The organism is Paenibacillus enshidis, from assembly GCF_042136365.1.
Classification (GTDB): domain Bacteria; phylum Bacillota; class Bacilli; order Paenibacillales; family Paenibacillaceae; genus Paenibacillus; species Paenibacillus enshidis.
Map to the genome: position 1 here is coordinate 266,912 of NZ_JBHHMI010000001.1, position 18,590 is coordinate 285,501.

The 18,590-nt window shown below is 55.2% G+C and carries 13 protein-coding genes; 11 read left to right on the top strand and 2 right to left on the bottom strand.

Annotated elements, in window-relative coordinates; genetic code table 11:
• Nucleotides 1–21: 21 nt before the first annotated feature.
• Nucleotides 22–1,230, bottom strand: a complete 1,209-nt coding sequence (locus ACE41H_RS01125) for a pyridoxal phosphate-dependent aminotransferase (RefSeq protein WP_375353139.1) — start codon at nucleotides 1,228–1,230, stop codon at nucleotides 22–24.
• Nucleotides 1,231–1,415: 185 nt separating this feature from the next.
• Between ACE41H_RS01125 and ACE41H_RS01130 the strand changes: the two genes are divergently transcribed.
• On the top strand, nucleotides 1,416–2,231 hold the full coding sequence (locus ACE41H_RS01130; protein WP_375352700.1) for a carbon-nitrogen family hydrolase: 816 nt from the start codon (nucleotides 1,416–1,418) through the stop codon (nucleotides 2,229–2,231).
• Between the two features lie 9 nt (nucleotides 2,232–2,240).
• Here the strand turns inward: ACE41H_RS01130 and ACE41H_RS01135 are convergent, their stop codons facing one another.
• Nucleotides 2,241–3,182, bottom strand: coding sequence for a LysR family transcriptional regulator (locus ACE41H_RS01135; RefSeq protein WP_375352702.1), 942 nt, complete (start codon nucleotides 3,180–3,182; stop codon nucleotides 2,241–2,243).
• Nucleotides 3,183–3,391: 209 nt separating this feature from the next.
• On the opposite strand from ACE41H_RS01135, the gene leuC reads away from it, so the two are divergent.
• From leuC to ACE41H_RS01185, 10 genes are all read left to right on the top strand, one after another.
• Nucleotides 3,392–4,813 (top strand): 3-isopropylmalate dehydratase large subunit, encoded by a 1,422-nt coding sequence (gene leuC, locus ACE41H_RS01140; RefSeq protein WP_375352704.1) that lies wholly within the window; start codon nucleotides 3,392–3,394, stop codon nucleotides 4,811–4,813.
• A 20-nt stretch (nucleotides 4,814–4,833) separates the two neighbouring features.
• On the top strand, nucleotides 4,834–5,436 hold the full coding sequence (leuD, locus tag ACE41H_RS01145) for a 3-isopropylmalate dehydratase small subunit (protein ID WP_375352706.1): 603 nt from the start codon (nucleotides 4,834–4,836) through the stop codon (nucleotides 5,434–5,436).
• Nucleotides 5,437–5,625: 189 nt separating this feature from the next.
• Nucleotides 5,626–7,125, top strand: a complete 1,500-nt coding sequence (locus tag ACE41H_RS01150) for an N-acetylmuramoyl-L-alanine amidase family protein (protein ID WP_375352708.1) — start codon at nucleotides 5,626–5,628, stop codon at nucleotides 7,123–7,125.
• A gap of 307 nt (nucleotides 7,126–7,432) precedes the next feature.
• Nucleotides 7,433–8,857, top strand: coding sequence for an N-acetylmuramoyl-L-alanine amidase family protein (locus ACE41H_RS01155; RefSeq protein ID WP_375352710.1), 1,425 nt, complete (start codon nucleotides 7,433–7,435; stop codon nucleotides 8,855–8,857).
• Nucleotides 8,858–8,887: 30 nt separating this feature from the next.
• On the top strand, nucleotides 8,888–9,544 hold the full coding sequence (locus ACE41H_RS01160; RefSeq protein WP_375352712.1) for a GerMN domain-containing protein: 657 nt from the start codon (nucleotides 8,888–8,890) through the stop codon (nucleotides 9,542–9,544).
• 199 nt (nucleotides 9,545–9,743) lie between these two features.
• The gene (gene nth / locus ACE41H_RS01165; protein WP_375352714.1) at nucleotides 9,744–10,457 is read left to right on the top strand and encodes an endonuclease III; all 714 of its coding nucleotides are present in this window, start codon (nucleotides 9,744–9,746) and stop codon (nucleotides 10,455–10,457) included.
• 23 nt (nucleotides 10,458–10,480) lie between these two features.
• The gene (locus tag ACE41H_RS01170) at nucleotides 10,481–10,753 is read left to right on the top strand and encodes an NAD/NADP transhydrogenase alpha subunit (protein ID WP_375352716.1); all 273 of its coding nucleotides are present in this window, start codon (nucleotides 10,481–10,483) and stop codon (nucleotides 10,751–10,753) included.
• A gap of 165 nt (nucleotides 10,754–10,918) precedes the next feature.
• Nucleotides 10,919–14,545, top strand: a complete 3,627-nt coding sequence (locus tag ACE41H_RS01175) for a dynamin family protein (RefSeq protein ID WP_375352718.1) — start codon at nucleotides 10,919–10,921, stop codon at nucleotides 14,543–14,545.
• A 331-nt stretch (nucleotides 14,546–14,876) separates the two neighbouring features.
• Entirely contained in the window at nucleotides 14,877–16,646 is a 1,770-nt protein-coding gene (locus ACE41H_RS01180; RefSeq protein ID WP_375352720.1) for an ABC transporter ATP-binding protein, read from the top strand.
• 8 nt (nucleotides 16,647–16,654) lie between these two features.
• Nucleotides 16,655–18,502 (top strand): ABC transporter ATP-binding protein, encoded by a 1,848-nt coding sequence (locus ACE41H_RS01185; RefSeq protein ID WP_375353140.1) that lies wholly within the window; start codon nucleotides 16,655–16,657, stop codon nucleotides 18,500–18,502.
• The last annotated feature ends 88 nt before the right edge of the window (nucleotides 18,503–18,590 follow it).

The window sequence follows — 18,590 nt, forward strand, 5'->3', positions numbered from 1 at the left end:
AAAAGGATTAACATCCCGCTATCAGCGGAACAGGTTTAAACGGCCGATCCGCTGCGCGGCCTCCACCAGCCGTTCCTCTGTGCTCAGCAACCCGACACGCACGTAGCCCTCGCCGTGGCTGCCGAAGCCGATGCCGGGAGCCACGGCAACCTTGGCCTCTCGCAGGAGCAAATCCGCGAAGGAAGCGGATGTAAACCCTTCCGGCACCGGCAGCCAGCTGAAAAACGAGCCCTGTGGTGCCTCTGCTTTCCAGCCGATGTCCGCAAGCGCCTGGAAGAAGGCGTTGCGGCGCGATTCATACCGGCCAACCAGCTCGGCTACACAATCCTGCGATGAGGTCAGTGCCACTGCAGCCGCCTCCTGAATGCCGCCGAACAGGCTGACATACATATGGTCCTGCAGCAGATTGATGCGGGAGATGATCTCCGCGTTGCCAAGCGCGAAGCCTACGCGCCAGCCTGCCATGTTATAAGTTTTGGACAAAGTATAAAACTCTATGCCGACCTCTTTGGCGCCTGCGGCCTGCAGAAAGCTGACCGGACGCTCGCCGTCATAGCCGATCGCCCCGTAGGCAAAATCGCTGGCCACCACAATTTGATGGCGTCCGGCAAACTCCACGGTCTCTTCATAGAAGGAGAGCGGTGCCGTCGCCGAGGTCGGATTATTCGGATAATTCAGGAACATCAGCTTTGCTCTGTCCCGGTCTGAATCCGGGATATTCGCATAGTCCGGAAGATATCCGTTCCGCTCCAGCAAGGGCATGAAGGACATTTCCGCTTTGGCCAGCGCGACGCCTGACCAGTAATCCGGGTAGCCCGGATCAGGCACGAGGCAGACATCCCCGGGATTCAGCAAAATCTGGGGCAGCTCCACGAGCCCTGTCTTGCCGCCGAAGAGGATGGCGACTTCCGTATCCGGGTCAAGCCCCACTCCGTAATCCTCGAGATAGCGCTGCGCGACAGCTTCCTTGAGGAAACGGTAGCCCGTAAACGGCGAATATTTATGATAGAGCGGATTGGCGGCCGCCTGCTGCAGCGCCTTGACGATATGCACCGGTGTCGGTGTATCCGGGTTGCCCTGGCCGAGATTAATGACATCATGGCCTGCGGCAATCTCACGGTTGACATTCTGGACGAGTGTCGCAAAAAACTGTGTCGGAAGCTGTGTCATCACATCTGCTACAGGTATGGAAAAAGCGGCATATTTGCTGTTGGAGACCTCATTGTTCATGGAACTGTACACGACCTTTATCTTCAATTTCAATTAAAGCTAATCTATCACTATATTCCCGAGTTGTATAGAGGGAATTAAGCACATCCTGTTGCGTGCAGGCCCAGACCGGGATATGATGATACAAATGTTGAGATGCAGGCGGACGCGGTCAACTCTAACGGCGTCTGCGGAGGAGGGAAACCATGTCTACCGATTCAAGCCAATCTGTAAATATTGCTTTATTGCAGGCCGATATCACGCTTGGCGAGCCGGACGTCAACCGTCTTCATATGGAGCAACTGATGGAACAGGCTGTGATGGCTGCCGTCAAACCGGATGTGATCGTGCTTCCGGAAATGTGGAATACCGGTTATGCCCTGGAACAGATTCATGAACTGGCTGATGTGGAAGGAAAGGAAACAAGAGAATGGGTGTCCGCCTTCGCGCGCAGGCATCAGGTGAATGTCGTGGCAGGCTCGATCGCGGAGAAAAAAGCGGACGGAGGCATCTACAACACAACCTATATATTCGACCGAAGCGGTAATACGGCTGCTTCATACTCGAAAATTCATCTGTTCCGTCTAATGGATGAGGAGAAGTATTTGCAGGCCGGCAGTGAGCCTGTGCTGTTCGAGCTCGACGGTGCCATGAAGGCCGGGGCATCGATTTGCTACGACATCCGCTTTCCGGAGCTTGGACGCAGGCTGGCGCTGGCGGGAGCCGACATGCTGATCGTGCCAGCGGAATGGCCGCATCCGCGGCTGCATCACTGGCGGACATTGCTGATGGCAAGAGCAATTGAAAATCAGATGTATGTGCTTGCCTGCAATCGGGTGGGAACAGGAGGCACAACAGAATTTTTCGGCCATTCGATGCTTATCGACCCGTGGGGAGAGGTGATCGCTGAGGGAGGCGAGCAGGAGGAAATCGTCACCGGGACGATCCGGCCGGAGCTTGTCAAAGAGGTACGGGGCCGGATTCCGGTGTTCGAAGACCGCCGTCCGTCTTTGTATCTGTAATTGCCCGGGTCAAGCGCCGGAATGGGGCGATGACAGCCCACCCGACAATTGGCTCACCGTTTCCTTGAAAGTATCGATAAACGCTTCAGCCGCTTTTGAGAGATAACGCCCGCTCCGGTAGGCGATCACCAGAGTACGGCTTGGAGCCGGATTGGCGAGCTTCAGGTAGACCGGCACGAATTCGCTGCTGGCGGCGCGGGCGATGAAGCGTGGCACGAGGGTGATGCCCATGCCTGTGGCGACAAGGGACTGCACCGTTTCCATATTGTTGCTTTCAAACACAACCCGCGGTTCAAAGCCGGCCTGATGGCATAAATCCATCGTCAGCTTCCGGAAGCCCTGTCCTTTCTTAAGCACGACGAACGGCTCATCCGCAAGCTCCTCCAGCCTGACTGACTGCAGCTGCTTCTCATCGGCACGCTTGGCCAGCCGGTGCCCTGGCGGTACGGCGAGGTCAATGATCTCTTCCCCGATCGGGACATAGGACAGGGACGGCTCGACAAGCGGGAGGGAGAGCAGGCTCAAGTCGGTCTGCCCGTTTGCTGTTTTCTTCTCCAGATTCATAGAGGAGTCCTCAAGCAGCGCAATTTCGATATCGGGGTGCAAATGCTTGAAGGCAGGCAGCACGTGCGGCAGCAGGTGGGAGCCGGTGATCGGCATGCTGCCGACGACAACCTTGCCTTTGCGCAGCTGGGAGATGTCATCCATTTCCTGCCGCAGCACCTCCACGGCGTCGACAATTTTCTGGGCTTTTTCCACAAACACCTCGCCGGCATGGGTGAGCTCAACCGCGCTCGTATTGCGCTGAAACAAAAGCACACCCAGCTCCTTCTCCAGCTTGGAAAGCTGCTGGCTCAGCGAAGGCTGCGCGATATGGAGCTTTTCGGCCGCCCTGGAGAAATTCCGTTCGGAGGCGATCTGAAGCGCGTATTGAAGCTGTCTGAATTCCATGGAGCAATCATCCTTTTTAGACCTTGATATACTTGCTTTCAATATTATATCTAAATTCAATTAGTTCGACTACAGAGGTTATAGTTTCAGCCTATCACTCCTATAGATATTATATCTTGGAGGAATGAAGACAAGAATGATATATTCATGTCAACAAGAGAGGCGCTTCTGCCTGCTCACAATGTACGAACCAAACAGGGGTGAATAGAATGAGCAAAAAGACAATGTTTGAGAAAATTTGGGATAATCACGTCATTCATCAGGAAGAGGGCAAGCCGAGCATTTTATACATCGATCTGCATCTTGTGCACGAGGTGACCTCGCCGCAGGCTTTTGAAGGGCTGCGCCTGAGCGGCCGCAAGGTGCGCCGTCCTGAGCGTACGTTTGCGACGATGGACCACAATGTGCCGACGAAGGACCGCTTTAACATTGCGGACCCGATCTCCAAGCAGCAAATCGACACATTGACCCAGAACTGCCACGATTTCGGTGTAACCCTGTACGATCTGAACACGCTCGACCAGGGTGTGGTGCACGTCATGGGACCGGAGCTCGGCCTGACACATCCGGGTAAAACGATCGTCTGCGGCGACAGCCATACCTCCACACATGGCGCCTTCGGCGCACTCGCTTTCGGGATCGGAACGAGCGAGGTTGAGCACGTGCTTGCGACTCAGTGTCTGCAGCAGGCCAAGGCCAAAACGATGGAGGTCCGCTTCGTTGGCAAGCGCAAGCCTGGCGTGACGGCAAAAGACATGATTCTTGGTGTAATCGCCAAATACGGCACTGACTTTGCCACAGGTTATGTTATCGAGTACACCGGCGAGGCCATTCGCGAGTTGAGCATGGAAGAGCGCATGACGATCTGCAACATGTCCATTGAAGGCGGTGCCCGTGCAGGCATGATCGCTCCGGATGAGACGACCTTCGAATACCTGCGCGGACGCGAGCATGTACCGCAGGGAGCTGCATTTAACCAGGCCGTGGCAGAATGGAAGAAGCTCGTGACCGATGAAGGGGCACAATTCGACACGGTTGCGGAATTTGATATGGAAACCCTCATCCCGCAGGTAACCTGGGGAACGAGCCCTGGCATGGGTACGGACATCACAGCCAAGGTTCCCGATCCTGCCGCGATGGCTACGGAAAACGAACGCAAAGCCGCCGAGAAGGCGCTTGAATATATGGACCTGACTCCGGGAACGCCGATGACGGATATTGCAATTGACTATGTGTTTATCGGTTCCTGCACGAACGGCCGGATTGAGGATCTGCGCGCCGCGGCCGAGGTGGCGAAGGGCTACAAGGTTTCTGATAAAGTAACGGCGATTGTCGTTCCGGGCTCCGGGCGTGTCAAGCAGCAGGCGGAGCAGGAAGGCCTGGATGTTATCTTCAAGGAAGCCGGCTTCGAATGGCGCGACGCGGGCTGCAGCATGTGTCTGGCGATGAACCCGGACGTATTGCAGCCGGGACAGCGCTGCGCTTCGACTTCCAACCGCAACTTTGAAGGCCGTCAGGGACGCGGCGGACGCACGCATCTCGTTTCGCCTGCCATGGCTGTCGCCGCAGCGGTCCACGGACGTTTCTATGATGTGCGCGGCTGGGAATTCAAGCAGGAAGTTGTCAGCTAGGACACGGGAGGAGAGAGATTATGGAAGCATTTAAAACTTTAAACGGTATTGTAGCCCCGGTTGACCGGGTCAATGTGGATACAGACGCTATTATTCCAAAACAGTTTCTGAAGCGGATTGAACGTACCGGATTCGGACAGTTTCTGTTCTATGAATGGCGCTTTGATGAGCAGGGCAACGTAAACCCTGATTTCGAGCCGAACAAGGAGCGCTATCAGGGAGCATCTATCCTCATTTCCCGTGCCAATTTCGGCTGCGGCTCCTCCCGTGAGCACGCGCCTTGGGCTATTATGGATTACGGGTTCAGATGTGTCATTGCTCCGTCGTATGCCGATATTTTCTATAATAACTGCTTCAAAAACGGAATTCTTCCGATCAAATTGTCGGAGGAGCAGGTCGAGGAGCTTTTCCAGCGGACTGCGGCTCATGACGGCTACCGTTTGAACGTGGACCTGGAAAATAAAACGATCACGGACGAACATGGCCTGCATATCGAGTTTGAGCTGGATGAGCATCGCAGACAGTTCCTGCTGCAGGGTCTGGACGACATCGGGCTGACGCTTCAGCATGAAGATAAAATAGCTCTTTATGAACAGCAGATCGCCAATAAAGCATTCGTATAATTGTTTTTGGTAAATACCTGTGGTGCCGCAAGTGCAGTAAAATCTGCGCTTGCGGTTTTTTTGTCAAAAAAAATGATAAAGGTACATATTTATGCGCAACATTTGGCAGCATTTGGCGTCTAAGAGGTTATGAGGGTAGCTCTAACTGCAGCGAAGGGCTTCAAGAGCATATTAATAAGGAGAATCAGGATGAAAAAATACGGATGGCTGCTTTTTTTGGCATTTTGGCTATGTTTGATCCCTTCTTTTCACAAGGCTGAGGCGGCAGGTGTGGGCCTGTTTTTGGACGGCGAGCGGCTGAACATGTCCGGGGACGCGACGGGGGAAATGGTGAACGGAAAAGTGATGGTTCCGCTGCGCGTCATCGGTGAGGAATTGGGCTACAAGTTTGAGTGGGAACCCAAGGAGTACAAGGTGACGGTACATAAGAGCAACACCGACATTTCCATGTATGTTGGCCGGACGATGGCGTATGTGGGGAAAGAGGAAGTACAACTGGATTCTCCACCTCTGCTGCGGGGAAGCTCAACCCTGGTACCGCTGCGGTTTGTGGGGGAGCAGCTCGGTTTAAGTGTCAAGTGGGATAATGCCGGCAAAGCGGTGTATCTGCAGAAGCTTGCTGCTGATGCGGACAAGGACAGTGACAGCGACAGTAAGGCGGACGAGCCTGGAACAGACCCGGACACGGACAATGACACGAATACGGATTCAGGTGCGGTGGACAATGTGTCTGAGATATACGGAATCAGCTTCGAAGACGGCCGTCTCACTGTATCTGCGGACGAGGCAAGCGAGCCGAAGCTGTCTGCATTGACAGGTCCTGACCGGATAGTTATCGACTTTCAGAATGCGAAATTTGCTGAAAAACTGAAAGAGCAGTACCTTGAGGACAGCGACGGAACCAGAGTGATTGAGGTGGACGCCAACGATGATGTGCAGTTTATCCGCTTCGCACAGTTTGATGATGGTGAATCGGCAGCCCGGATTGTACTTGTACTGAATAGTGCGAAGGGATACACCGTGGCTCAGGAGAACGGGGAATATGTCATTGTCCTGAACGACTCCCCGGGTGAACCCGCGGATGAAACCGTGAACACACCGGCCAAGCCATCCAATCCGGCAATACCATCTGGCCAGGATGGACGATGGCTGGTGGTGCTTGATGCGGGACATGGCGGCAAAGACCCTGGAGCGTCCAGCATTACAGGACGGACGGAAAAGGAATTCAACCTGGCAGTGGCTTTAAAGGTGCAGGAGAGGCTGCAGGGCGACCCGGATATCGAGCTTGTATTGACACGGGACGGAGATAATTATCCAGAGCTGGAGGAGCGGTCCTCACTCGCGAATGGCCTGAATGCGAATGTGTTTGTGTCCATTCATGCCAACAGCATGCCAAAGACGGCGACCGGTATGCTGGCGAACGGCTCTGAGACCTACTATACGAGGAATGACAGCAAGGAGCTTGCCCTTGTAATGCAAAAATATTTGGCCGAGGCGACAGGCCTCAAGGATAACGGTATCAAGGTGCAGAATTTGCATGTAACCCGTGAGACGAAGATGCCGGCCGTGCTGCTGGAGGCAGGTTATTTGAGCAACGCCGGCGACGAGGCCGCCCTGTACTCGGAAGAGACCCAGAACCGGATCGCAGAGGGGATTGTAAATGCTTTGCGCGAATATTTGGACTTATAGAAAATGAGGAAATGAAGTGAACATAAGAACGGTTATGTCAAGCGGTAACACGTTTGGATATAATCGTTTTTTTTGTTGTGAGGTAAATGATTCCAAATCACCAAGTCTCCAGGCCTAAACCAAGAAAATGAATCGGATTTCCCGACGGCAACAAGGGCTGAAAAGTACATTAATTTAGTTATCTTGGCATTTATACGCAACTTTTGACGATGCCAAACGTCTAATAAGGTTGTCCGGCATTGCGTAAGCATGCACAACGAAGGCTGCGCTGAAGCATGGCAAAAATTTTGGAATGGAAGGGTGAAGAATGAAGAAGTTAGGCTTTTTATTGTTTTTATTTGTCTTCATGTGGGCGGCCCCGAATTATGGACACGCAGCGTCGGCCGGTGCGCACATCGTTCTGGATGGAAAGCAGATTAATGTTTCCGGCTCAGCACAGCCGGGGATCATTAACGGGACGACGATGGTGCCGTTTCGGGTCATTTCGGAAAATTTGGGTTACAAGGTAGACTGGAAGCAGGAGAACAAGACCGTTCAGGTATTCAGTGGCGGCACGGAGATTCAACTCGTAATTGGCAGCAAATCTGCAACCGTCAACGGAAAGCGGGTGACATTAAACGTTGCTCCTGTTATACGTTCCGGAAGCGCTCTGGTTCCGCTTCGGTTCATTGGAGAACAGATGGGCGTGGACGTCGACTGGGACGGTTCCACCAAAACCGTAACATTGGTTACCCGGAACAGCGGCCCAGGGAACGAAGGAAGCACTCCTCCTGCTTCGGGAAACGACAGCACGGATGGCAACGCACCATCGAAAGGTCTTGCACTGGTGAATGGAATCAGCTTCAGTGATAACCGGATGCTTATCACAACCACTGGTACTGTAAAGCCGAACACGTTCACGATGGCAGGACCGGACCGGCTCGTCATTGACCTGCCCAATGCGGCATTCTCGGATACGTTTGGAGACAGCCTGCCTCTCAACGCGGATCACAACGGGGAACTGGCGGTGACGGACAGCGATAATGTCTCCAAAATACGTTATGCGCTATTCAGTGACAGCCCTTCTACCGTGCGTGTCGTCATTGATTTGAATAAAGTGATGGGCTACAAGGCATACAATGAGGGCGTTGATCTCGTCATCGTTGATCTGACGGAGAACAGCAGCGAAGTGACACCACCGGTGGGGGGCGACGGCAAAAAAGTCGTTGTCATCGACGCAGGGCATGGTGCCAAAGATCCGGGTGCTTCTGCCGGCGGCGGGAACAATGAAAAGACCTTCAACCTGGCAATGGCCCTGAAGGTAGAGCAAATTTTGAAGCAAAATCCTGATCTGGACGTTGTCATGACCCGCAGTGATGATACCTTCCTGGAGTTGAAGGAGCGGGTCAAGGTTGCCGAGAACGTGAATGCCGATGTGTTTGTTTCCATTCATGCCAATTCGGCCGGCTCTTCGGCGGCAAGCGGCACGGAAACGTATTATCAGCGCAGCAGCAGCAAAAATCTGGCCAATACGGTTCACAAGCATTTGGTTGCAGCGACCCAGCTCACCAACCGCGGCGTCCGTTATGGCAATTTCCATGTCATCCGTGAAACGAGCATGCCGGCGGTTCTGCTGGAGGTAGGGTATTTGAGCAACAGCAATGATGCTGCGGCTTTATTCTCGGAGGACTTCCAGAATCGGGTGGCCCAGGGGATTGCAGATGGAATTGAAGAGTATCTCGGGGTGAATTGACACCTTTTCTCGTGAACAGGAGGCTGAGGGATGAAAAAGATAGCTTGGACCGCTTGTCAGCTCGCGCTAATCATCGCCGTTACGGCAGGCTGTGCAGGCAAACAGGCTGCACCGGCCGCCGCTCCGCCAGCGGAGGAACAGCCTGTGCAGGAGGCTCCCGCCGGGCAAGACGCAGCGGCTTCCGAGGGAGAGCCTGCGGGAACTCCTCCGCAAAATCAGGAGGCTGAACGGCCTGCCGGGGTGCCGGATAAGCCTGCGACCGAAGAGACGGAGCCAGATAAAGCTGAAACAGGCAGCATGAGCATTAAAGTGTATTATACGGATGCCAACCAGGCAGAGCTGTTGGAGTCCACGCAGGAGATCAGCTATCCGAGCGAGCTGCAAAAGTATAAGTTGGCATTTCAGGCATTACAGCGCAGTGGCAGCGACAATCAGGCGCCGCTGTGGTCGGAGTCCATAGAGATTCAGCAGATCAGGTTTGAAAACGGGGCGTTGACCTTGAATATCAGCCTGCCTGACGCCGCACGGCTTGGCGCCGGAGGAGAAGCGCTGGCGCTGGAGGCACTGACCAAGACGATGTTTCAGTTCCCCGAGGTGAACACACTCGATCTTCTCGTTGACGGGGAAGCGGTAGAATCGCTGATGGGCCATGTGGATCTTGAGCACCCGATCAAGCGAAATATTTGAGCTTCGTTGTTCTTTTATGTACTTAAGGGGTGCATTCTGGCGCAGATAATGATAAACTAAGAAAGTATTTAAGCCCCTTGGCGGCTAGAATACCCAAACAATAGTCGTTTCTTTTTCCGGATGATTATTTAGAGTGATCGTCTTGATACGGGGCAGGCCCCTGTATCAGGACGTTTTTTTGTGTAGGAGGTAGGATTCCGTGAATGCAGCAACCGCGCGCCATATTCTCGACACGATCGGCAATATGTTTCCTGACGCCCATTGTGAGCTGAACCATAGCAACGCTTTTGAACTGACGATTGCCGTACTGCTGTCAGCCCAGTGCACGGATGAAACGGTCAATAAGGTAACAGCCGACTTATTCCAAAAATACAAGACGCCGGAGGATTATTTGGCTGTACCGCTGGAAGAACTAGAGCAGGATATACGGAGGATCGGCCTGTACCGGAACAAAGCCAAGCACATTCAAAGCCTGTGCCGGATTCTGCTTGAACAGTACGGGGGCGAGGTGCCGGATTCGCATGACAAGCTTGTGCAGCTTCCTGGAGTAGGGCGGAAAACGGCCAACGTCGTTGTATCCAACGCTTTTGGTGTCCCCGCCATCGCGGTGGACACTCACGTCGAACGGGTCTCCAAGCGCCTTGGCCTGGCAGGCTGGGACGACAGTGTGCTGGAAGTGGAAAAAAAGCTGATGAAGCGGGTACCCCGCGAAGAATGGACGATCACCCATCACAGGCTGATTTTTTTCGGACGGTATCATTGCAAGGCCCAGAATCCCCAGTGCCAGGTGTGCCCGTTGCTTGATGTTTGCCGTGAAGGCAAAAAGCGTATGAAAACGTCCCGAATCAGGAAGGATAAGGAACAGGAAACGTCTGCCAAGCGTCAGGTTGCCAAGAAAAGACTACAATTATAAGAGTAGAAAAGGATGAAACTAAAATGAAGTGCATTTCGGTCTATACGGATAATTTTGGAGCGTTCTCCGATATTTTTGAAGAGGTGCTCAGCAGTGAGCTCTCCGAAAATGAGGAGCGTGAAATGGAAGGGATCACGGTGAGCCATTCCGGCGACGTTCCCGAACACTATCTGGAACGCATGTCGCAAAAGCCGGAGGTTGTTGTCATGAAGGACAAACAGCGCGGCATCACCATTTTGCAGCACGGACAGGTATTTGAAATTTTGCTGCCTGTCCTGGAAGAGGCTGTGAACTGAAGCGCTCCGTTTCAAGCATAAGCTGTCCGCCGGTCTTCGGGCCGGGGCGGCTTTTTTGTGCTTCCAGGTCTGTGTGGAAGATTGGCTGCGGTTCTCAGCGAGTGTGTTCAGTGCTACAATGGTTCCAGAGAGAAGCAATCAAATTGAAGGAGTGGAACCGGACAGATGGTGAAAACGGTTACCGAAAAGATGGAGAGCAAGTCCGGGTCCATGGAACGGATACGGCTATTTTTACAGAATGCCGAGGATTCCGCCGGAGCAGCCTCGGCTGCAGATCTGCTGCAGAAAGCGGCTACCGGTGAGCTGACCATTGCGTTTTGCGGTCATTTTTCAGCCGGGAAATCGAGTCTTATCAACAGCCTGTGCGGTAAAAAGGTGCTGCCGTCCAGCCCTGTGCCAACCAGTGCAAATGTCGTTTCCATCCGGTCGGGGGAGCCGGGGGCGCTCATATACCGCAACGGGACGAACGAATCGCCTCTTAAGGTCAGCCTCGCCGATCTGGCGGAATACTGCGTAAATGGGGGAGAGTATTCCGCTGTGGAGGTATGGGACGACGTGCCAGTCCTGAAGGACGGAGGCGTGCTGCTGGATACTCCGGGGGTGGATTCGACGGACAGGGGCCATGCGCTCGCTACGGATTCGGCGCTGCATCTGGCGGATGTCGTCTTTTATGTGATGGATTACAACCATGTCCAGTCGGAGAACAACTTAACCTTTGCCAAGAGCTTGTCCGACTGGGGCAAGCCGCTTTATCTGATCGTCAACCAGATTGACAAGCACAGGGAGCGCGAGCTGTCCTTTGCCGATTACCGCAAAGCGGTAGAGGAGAGCTTCAAGGCCTGGGAAGTCCGCTATGCGGATATTTTGTTTACATCGCTGACGGACAGGCATCATCCGCTGAACCAGCGGGCTTCGCTGGATCAACTGATCCGCTCCCTGATTGGCATGAAGGAGACGCTGGTCAGCCATAGCGTGTGTTCCTCGCTGCATCATTTGGCGGAAAGGCATATTCAGTCCCGTGAGGCGGAACTGGAAGAGGAGCTTGACCGGCTGCTGGAGGACGCCGGGGGAGCCGCAGAGGCGGAAAGGCAACAGGCGGAATATGCGAGACTGAAGCAAGAGGCTGAGGTCCTGGGGAAGCTCCCGGAAGTGGAGCAGGACCGGCTGCGCCGTGAGCTGGAACATCTGATCGAGCAGGCGAACCTGACACCAGCCGTCCTGCGGGATGCCGCTGCCGAATATTTGGAAAGCCGCAGAAGCGGCTTTAAGGCCGGGCTCTTCTTCGCCGGCGGCCGCACGGAGAAGGAGCGGCAGCGCCGTCTGGAAAGGCTGACGACCATGCTGCAGGAGCAGACGGACGGGCAGCTGCTGCCCCATGTCAGAAGCCAGCTCCGAACCTTCGGCGAGTTGCATCAATTATGGGATAGCTCGTATGAGGAGGAGTTGGGCCGGCTGCATCCCGGGATCACGGAGAAGCTGGTGGCGGATACGGTGCAGGAAGCGGCCTTATCGCCTGAATATACGCTGAACTATTGCAGGGATTTACGCGCCGGCGTGGCGTCGCTGTACCGCAGCGCCGTGCGTGGGTTGACCGAGCGGCTGCTGGAGCAGCTCGGCGCGCGCGCAGCCGAACGGCGCACCGCGCTGGCGGAGCGCATCGCCGCTGCCGCGGCCCGCGCGCAGGCTGCGCTGCGGGCGGACGCGGTGCGCACGGCGGCCGCAGACCACGCTGCTGCGCTGCGGGCCTTGCTGCCGCCTGCGGGCGGCCTGCCCGCGCCGCTGCCGCGCGCCACGGCGCCTGCCGCCGCCGGGGCTGCGCCTGCTGCACGGCCCGCGCCGGCGGCCGTGCCTGTCCCGGCCGCGCGCCGCCGGGACGCTGCTGCGCAGCCGGCCGCCGCCGGACGGCAGCGGCGGCTCGCGGATGCGGCGGCCCGGCTCGAAGCCGCCGCCGCGCTGGCAGCCCCTTACCCCGCCATGCAGGCGGCGGTGAGGGGGCTGCGGGACCGTGCGCACAGCCTGCTGCACGGTCGGTTCACGCTGGCGCTGTTCGGCGCCTTCAGCGCGGGCAAGTCCTCCTTCGCCAACGCCCTGCTTGGCGAAGCGGTGCTGCCTGTCTCGCCGCATCCGACGACGGCGGCGATCAACCGCATCATGGCGCCGGAAGGAGAGCGGCGCCACCGGACGGCAGCAGTCCACATGAAGTCTGCCGCCGCGCTGCGGGAGGATCTGGAGTATTCGTTCAGACTGCTCGGCGTCGACATGCCGGATGGTGAGCAGTGGCTGCGCACGGCGGAGCAGCTAAGGCCTGAGGGAATCCATCCGGCCGGACGGCCGCACTACAGCTTTATCAAGGCTGCGGCGGCCGGCTGGATGGACGCGGAAGCGCAGCTCGGTCAGGTGCTGACCGTTGGCATGGAGGAATACAAGGGTTTTGTGGCCGCCGAGTCGAAGTCCTGCTTTGTAGACCGGATTGACCTGTATTACGATTGTGCCCTCACCCGCCAGGGCATTGTGCTGGTGGATACGCCGGGGGCGGATTCGGTCAATGCCCGTCATACCGGGGTTACCTTCAATTATATGAAGCATGCGGATGCGCTCGTATTTGTCACCTACTACAACCATGCCTTCACCCAGGGCGACCGCCAGTTTCTGGCCCAGCTTGGACGGGTGAAGGACGCGCTTGTGCTGGATCAGACCTTCTTTATTGTGAATGCGGCGGATCTGGCCTCCTCGGAGGAGGAGCTGCAGGCGGTTGTCGGGCATGTATCCGCGGAGCTGCAGTCGAACGGCATTCGCAAGCCGCGCATCTTCCCTGTGTCCAGTCTGCTTGCGCTTGATGGCCGGGAGAAGGACGAGGCCGCGCTTTATGATGCCTCCAGGTTTGTCGAGTTTGAACAGTCTTTCCATGCTTTCGCAGGCGAAGAGCTGGCAGGTTTGTCCATCCGGGCAGCGGGCAGCGATATTCAAAGGGTGCGTGCCCGGATGGAGCAGTGGGCCAAAGAAGCGATGGCAGGACAAGAGCAGCGTGAGCTTCGCCTGCGTCAGGTAGAAGCTGCCCTCACCCGTTCCACCGTCATCACCGGAGCACTGGCCTCTGCTGCTCTGGCTCCGGGCATGGCGGCGGAAGTGGAAGAGCTGCTCTATCATGTCCGGCAGCGCATAACCTACCGCACGGGAGAGTTTATGGCGGAAGCCTTCCATCCATCCGCGCTGCGGGAAGGCGAGGGAGACCTGCGCTCCGTGTTTGCGGCCTGCGGCAGAGAGCTGCTGCGCCTGCTCGAAATCGAGCTGAGCCAGGAGCTGCTTGCCACCACGCTGAGGCTGGAGAAGGCGGGCCAAGCGATCGTGCTGAAGGAAAGCTCCCGCTGCTGTGAGGAGATCAACGCGCTGCTGGACGGTCTGGACAGCAAGCCGGCAGCATCGCAGGAGTGGAAGGTGCCTGAGCTGGAGGAGGCCTCCTTCCAGGGAAAGGTCGAGTGGAAAAGCTACTGGAGCTTTTTCAAAAATCCGAAGCATTTCTTCGAAGGCGCCGGCCGGCGCCTGCTGCAGGAGAAGCTTGAGCCGCTGCTCAGAGAGCTCGTTGCGGAAGAAGCGGCCCGTGTCGGCGGCCCTCTCGCCGATTATTATACGGAATGCATCCGTCAGGAAAGACAGCACCATGCCGGGTATATCCAGGAGCAGACGGAAGAGGTGCTGGAGGGCATGAAGCAATCTTTGGCCGGCAGCGAAGGTCCGGAGCAGTGGACGGCACTGGCAGAGCGGCTGGCGGAATTGGAGCAGGAAAGCGCGTAACAGATCGCAAGCCGGTCAGCCCGTGATTTTTCCTGTGCTGTTTGCAGCATGCCCGCTCATTTTTTCAGCCTTTATACCACAATGCCCAAAGGCAGCCTTATCCTATGAGGAAAGGCTGCCTTTTATGTATGCCTGAACGTTGAAAAAAGGAAGCAAACGGGAGTTATTTTCCCTATTTCATTAAAATAATACGTTTTCAAAACACCGTTGGTTAAATGTGGGGATTCCTGCCCGAATACAGCGGGTAATCCTCTTTGCCGCTCTGTAAAGCGGGTGATAAACTTCATAATTGTCATTACAAATTATGAACAGTTAATGGAGGGAAAAACTCATGGATGTTCTCAGGCAGCTGCAGGGCTTCTTCAAGGAGAGAAGGCACTACTTGCTCTTTTCAATCCTATGCCTTGCCATAGCCACCGCGCTCGGGCTTGTGTACCCGACACTGCTTCGGCGGTTGATTGACGACGTAATTGTGCCTCGCAATTTTGAAGACGTTCCCATGCTTGCCCTGACGGCTCTGGGAGTCGTGATCCTCAAATCCTTTATGCAATTTCTCCACGGATTTTTCGGCGGCAGGCTGGGGAACTTTTTGGCCTACCGTCTTCGCAATGCCTGTTACGAGAAGCTTCAGTTTCTATCTTTCCGCTATTATGATACCGCCAAAACCGGAGACCTCATGTCCCGCCTTACCGGGGACCTGGAAGCAATCCGCAATTTCATCGGCTTCGGGTTCGCCCAGCTGCTCAACTTGCTGCTGATGCTCGTTTTCGGCGCAGTGGTCATGCTGACCATTAACTGGCAGCTGACGCTGATTACGCTCATCAGCATGCCGCTCCTCACCTTTGTCGCTCTCAAATTCGAATCCAAGATTCACCCGACCTTTCAAGATATGCGTCAGGCCCTGAGCTCTTTGACAACAGCTGTACAGGAGAACATCACCGGTGTGCGTACGGTGAAGTCCTTTGCGCGTGAGGCCCATGAAGTGGGTAAATTTACGGTGCGCAATGAGTATTACAAGAGAAACCAGCTGAACGCGGCAGAGCTGTGGAGCCGCTATTTTCCGGTCATGGAGCTGCTGGCCTCGGTCAGTGTTGTGCTGCTTATGGGCGTGGGCGGTTACCTGGTCATCCGCCAATCCTTGACGCTGGGCGAGCTGGTCGCTTTTTTCAGCCTGATCTGGTATATCATCGGGCCGATGTGGAGCATCGGGTTCCATATCAACAACTATACGCAATCCAAAGCCTCCGGGGAACGGGTGCTTGAACTGCTGCACCAGCGGGTGGACGTCAAGGATGAAGATGGTGTGATCAGGCTCGATCCCGCCAAGGTCCGGGGTCATATTACCTTCGAAAATGTAACGTTTGCTTACGGGAACAAAATGCCCGCCGTCGTCGACATCAATATCGATGCGCCTCCCGGCTCCGTAATCGGGCTGCTCGGGGGTACGGGCTCCGGGAAATCGACTATTATTCAGCTGCTGATGCGCGCCTACAACGTGAATGAAGGCAGCATCAAGCTGGACGGCATGGATATCCGCCATATCAAAATCAAGGATTTGCGCTCCCAGATCGCGTCCGTGTTTCAGGAGACTTTTCTATTCTCTTCCTCCATCCGCAACAACATTTCCTACGGGATGAACAATGTGAGCATGGAAGAGATCATTCGTGTTTCGAAGCTGGCCCAAGCGCATGATTTCATCAGCGAGCTGCCGGATGGCTACGACACCGTCGTGGGCGAACGGGGGTTGGGTCTGTCTGGCGGACAGAAGCAGCGCATCGCCATCGCTCGTGCCCTGCTGAAGAACCCGAAAATACTCGTCCTGGACGACGCGACGAGCGCTGTCGATATGGAAACCGAGCACGAGATTCAGGCTGGCTTTAAAGAGGTTATGAAGGGAAGAACGACCTTTATTATCGCGCACCGCATCTCCTCGCTCCGGCATGCCGATGAAATTCTGGTGCTGGAGGAGGGCAGGGTCGTGCAGCGGGGAACCCACGAGGGGCTGACGTCCACGCCGGGGGTATACCAGGACGTCTATCAAATTCAATATGCAGACCATATTGCGCAGACGGCCAGCGCAGCGGAGAAGGTGAATCCATGAATATGAACATGCAGAGAAGCGAAAATTCCGTTTTCAAGAGGCGTAAACGGCAGGAAGAATCACAGGCTAAGCCGATGAATGAACGCTTTGTTTATCAGGATGACGAAGTGATCGACAAGCCGTTTAACTGGGTGGAATTCAGGCGGCTGTTCGCTTATATGAAGCCTTACGCGAGACAAATGCTTCCCCTGATTGCGCTGATGATGGTGCTGGGCACGATGACAAAGCTTGCCGTGCCGTATTTGACCAGCCAGGCTATTGACAAGGCGATCACGGTTCCCAATCTCAAGCTGCTGCTGACCCTGACCGGAATGGTTCTGGTGCTTTACATCATTCAGTGGGGCGCGAATGTGTACCGGATCAAATATACGAATATTATCGGCCAGCGCGTCATTTATGATCTCAGAGCCGACCTCTTCAAGCATATCCAGAAGCTGTCGTTCAACTTTTTTGACAAACGGCCGGCAGGCTCCGTGCTCGTCCGTGTCACGAATGATATCAATTCGCTGCAGGATCTGTTTACGAACGGCGCGGTGAACGTGCTCATCGATTGCGTGCAGCTGTCAGGCATCATCGTCATTCTGCTGCTGATCAACTGGAAGCTGGCACTGGCGGTCATGCTGACCGTGCCGTTGATGTTCATCATCTCCACCAGGCTGCGGGTGCGGATACGCCGCGCCTGGCAGGATGTCAGAATGAAAAACTCCCGCATCAACTCCCATCTGAATGAATCCATTCAGGGGATTCGCGTAACCCAGGCGTATACGCAGGAGCATGAAAACATGGCCTTCTTTGATCGCATGAACCTTTCCAGCAAAAATTCCTGGGACAAGGCGTCCGCGATGAACCAGGGGTTCGGGCCGCTGATTGAAATTACCGGGGGCCTGGGGACGCTCGTGCTGTTCTGGTTCGGCTCATATCTGATCGAGAGCAATCAACTGACCATCGGGTATCTGGTGGCCTTTGCCACCTATGTCGGCAATTTCTGGGACCCCATTAACCGGCTCGGGCAAATGTACAACCAGCTGCTCGTGGCGATGGCATCCTCAGAGCGCATTTTTGAGTTTATGGACGAGAAACCGGCCATTTCCGATAAACCGGGGGCCGTGCCGCTGCCGCCGATCCGCGGGGATATCGAGCTGGAGAATATCGTGTTTGAGTATGAGAAAGGGCGGCAGGCTTTGAAGGGCATCAGCTTATCCGTCAAGGCCGGGGAGTCCATTGCGCTCGTCGGTCATACCGGCTCCGGCAAGAGTACCATCATTAACCTGTTGAGCCGTTTTTACGACATTACTTCAGGCAAATTGACGATTGACGGCTACGACATCCGGGATGTCCAGGTGGAGAGCCTGCGCAGCCAGATCAGTATCGTGCTGCAGGACACGTTCATTTTCTCCGGCACCATCCGCGAAAATATAAGGTTCGGCCGCCTCGAAGCCACAGATGAGGAGATTGAGGCCGCTGCCAAAGCTGTGCACGCTCATGAATTTATTACACAGCTGCCTGGCGGATATGAGACAGAGGTCGAGGAGCGGGGAACGGTGCTTTCGATGGGGCAAAGACAGCTGCTGTCTTTCGCCCGCTCCCTGCTGGCGAACCCGCGCATCCTCATTCTGGATGAGGCCACGGCAAGCATCGACACCGAGACGGAGGTGAAAATCCAGGATGCCCTGAAGGTGCTGCTGAAAGGCAGGACTTCTTTCATGGTTGCACACCGGCTGTCGACGATCCGAAACGCCGACAACATCATCGTGCTGGATCATGGCGAGATCGTGGAGTCAGGAAATCATGACCAGTTAATGAAAAAACAAGGGGTTTATCGTGGGCTTGTTGAAGCACAATTCAGATTTTTGTAAAAAAATTATCGCAAAATCACGTTTTTTGTAAAGAAAATTGCGGAGCACTATTGCATTATTGGCCGTGAACCCTGAAAATAAAGATGAA

What these genes read in the sequence shown, in the direction of transcription:
- ACE41H_RS01125 (WP_375353139.1), bottom strand. Translation starts at nt 1,230, where the DNA reads ATGAACAATGAGGTCTCCAACAGCAAATATGCCGCTTTTTCCATACCT.
- ACE41H_RS01130 (WP_375352700.1), top strand. Translation starts at nt 1,416, where the DNA reads ATGTCTACCGATTCAAGCCAATCTGTAAATATTGCTTTATTGCAGGCC.
- ACE41H_RS01135 (WP_375352702.1), bottom strand. Translation starts at nt 3,182, where the DNA reads ATGGAATTCAGACAGCTTCAATACGCGCTTCAGATCGCCTCCGAACGG.
- leuC (WP_375352704.1), top strand. Translation starts at nt 3,392, where the DNA reads ATGAGCAAAAAGACAATGTTTGAGAAAATTTGGGATAATCACGTCATT.
- leuD (WP_375352706.1), top strand. Translation starts at nt 4,834, where the DNA reads ATGGAAGCATTTAAAACTTTAAACGGTATTGTAGCCCCGGTTGACCGG.
- ACE41H_RS01150 (WP_375352708.1), top strand. Translation starts at nt 5,626, where the DNA reads ATGAAAAAATACGGATGGCTGCTTTTTTTGGCATTTTGGCTATGTTTG.
- ACE41H_RS01155 (WP_375352710.1), top strand. Translation starts at nt 7,433, where the DNA reads ATGAAGAAGTTAGGCTTTTTATTGTTTTTATTTGTCTTCATGTGGGCG.
- ACE41H_RS01160 (WP_375352712.1), top strand. Translation starts at nt 8,888, where the DNA reads ATGAAAAAGATAGCTTGGACCGCTTGTCAGCTCGCGCTAATCATCGCC.
- ACE41H_RS01170 (WP_375352716.1), top strand. Translation starts at nt 10,481, where the DNA reads ATGAAGTGCATTTCGGTCTATACGGATAATTTTGGAGCGTTCTCCGAT.
- ACE41H_RS01175 (WP_375352718.1), top strand. Translation starts at nt 10,919, where the DNA reads ATGGTGAAAACGGTTACCGAAAAGATGGAGAGCAAGTCCGGGTCCATG.
- ACE41H_RS01180 (WP_375352720.1), top strand. Translation starts at nt 14,877, where the DNA reads ATGGATGTTCTCAGGCAGCTGCAGGGCTTCTTCAAGGAGAGAAGGCAC.
- ACE41H_RS01185 (WP_375353140.1), top strand. Translation starts at nt 16,655, where the DNA reads ATGCAGAGAAGCGAAAATTCCGTTTTCAAGAGGCGTAAACGGCAGGAA.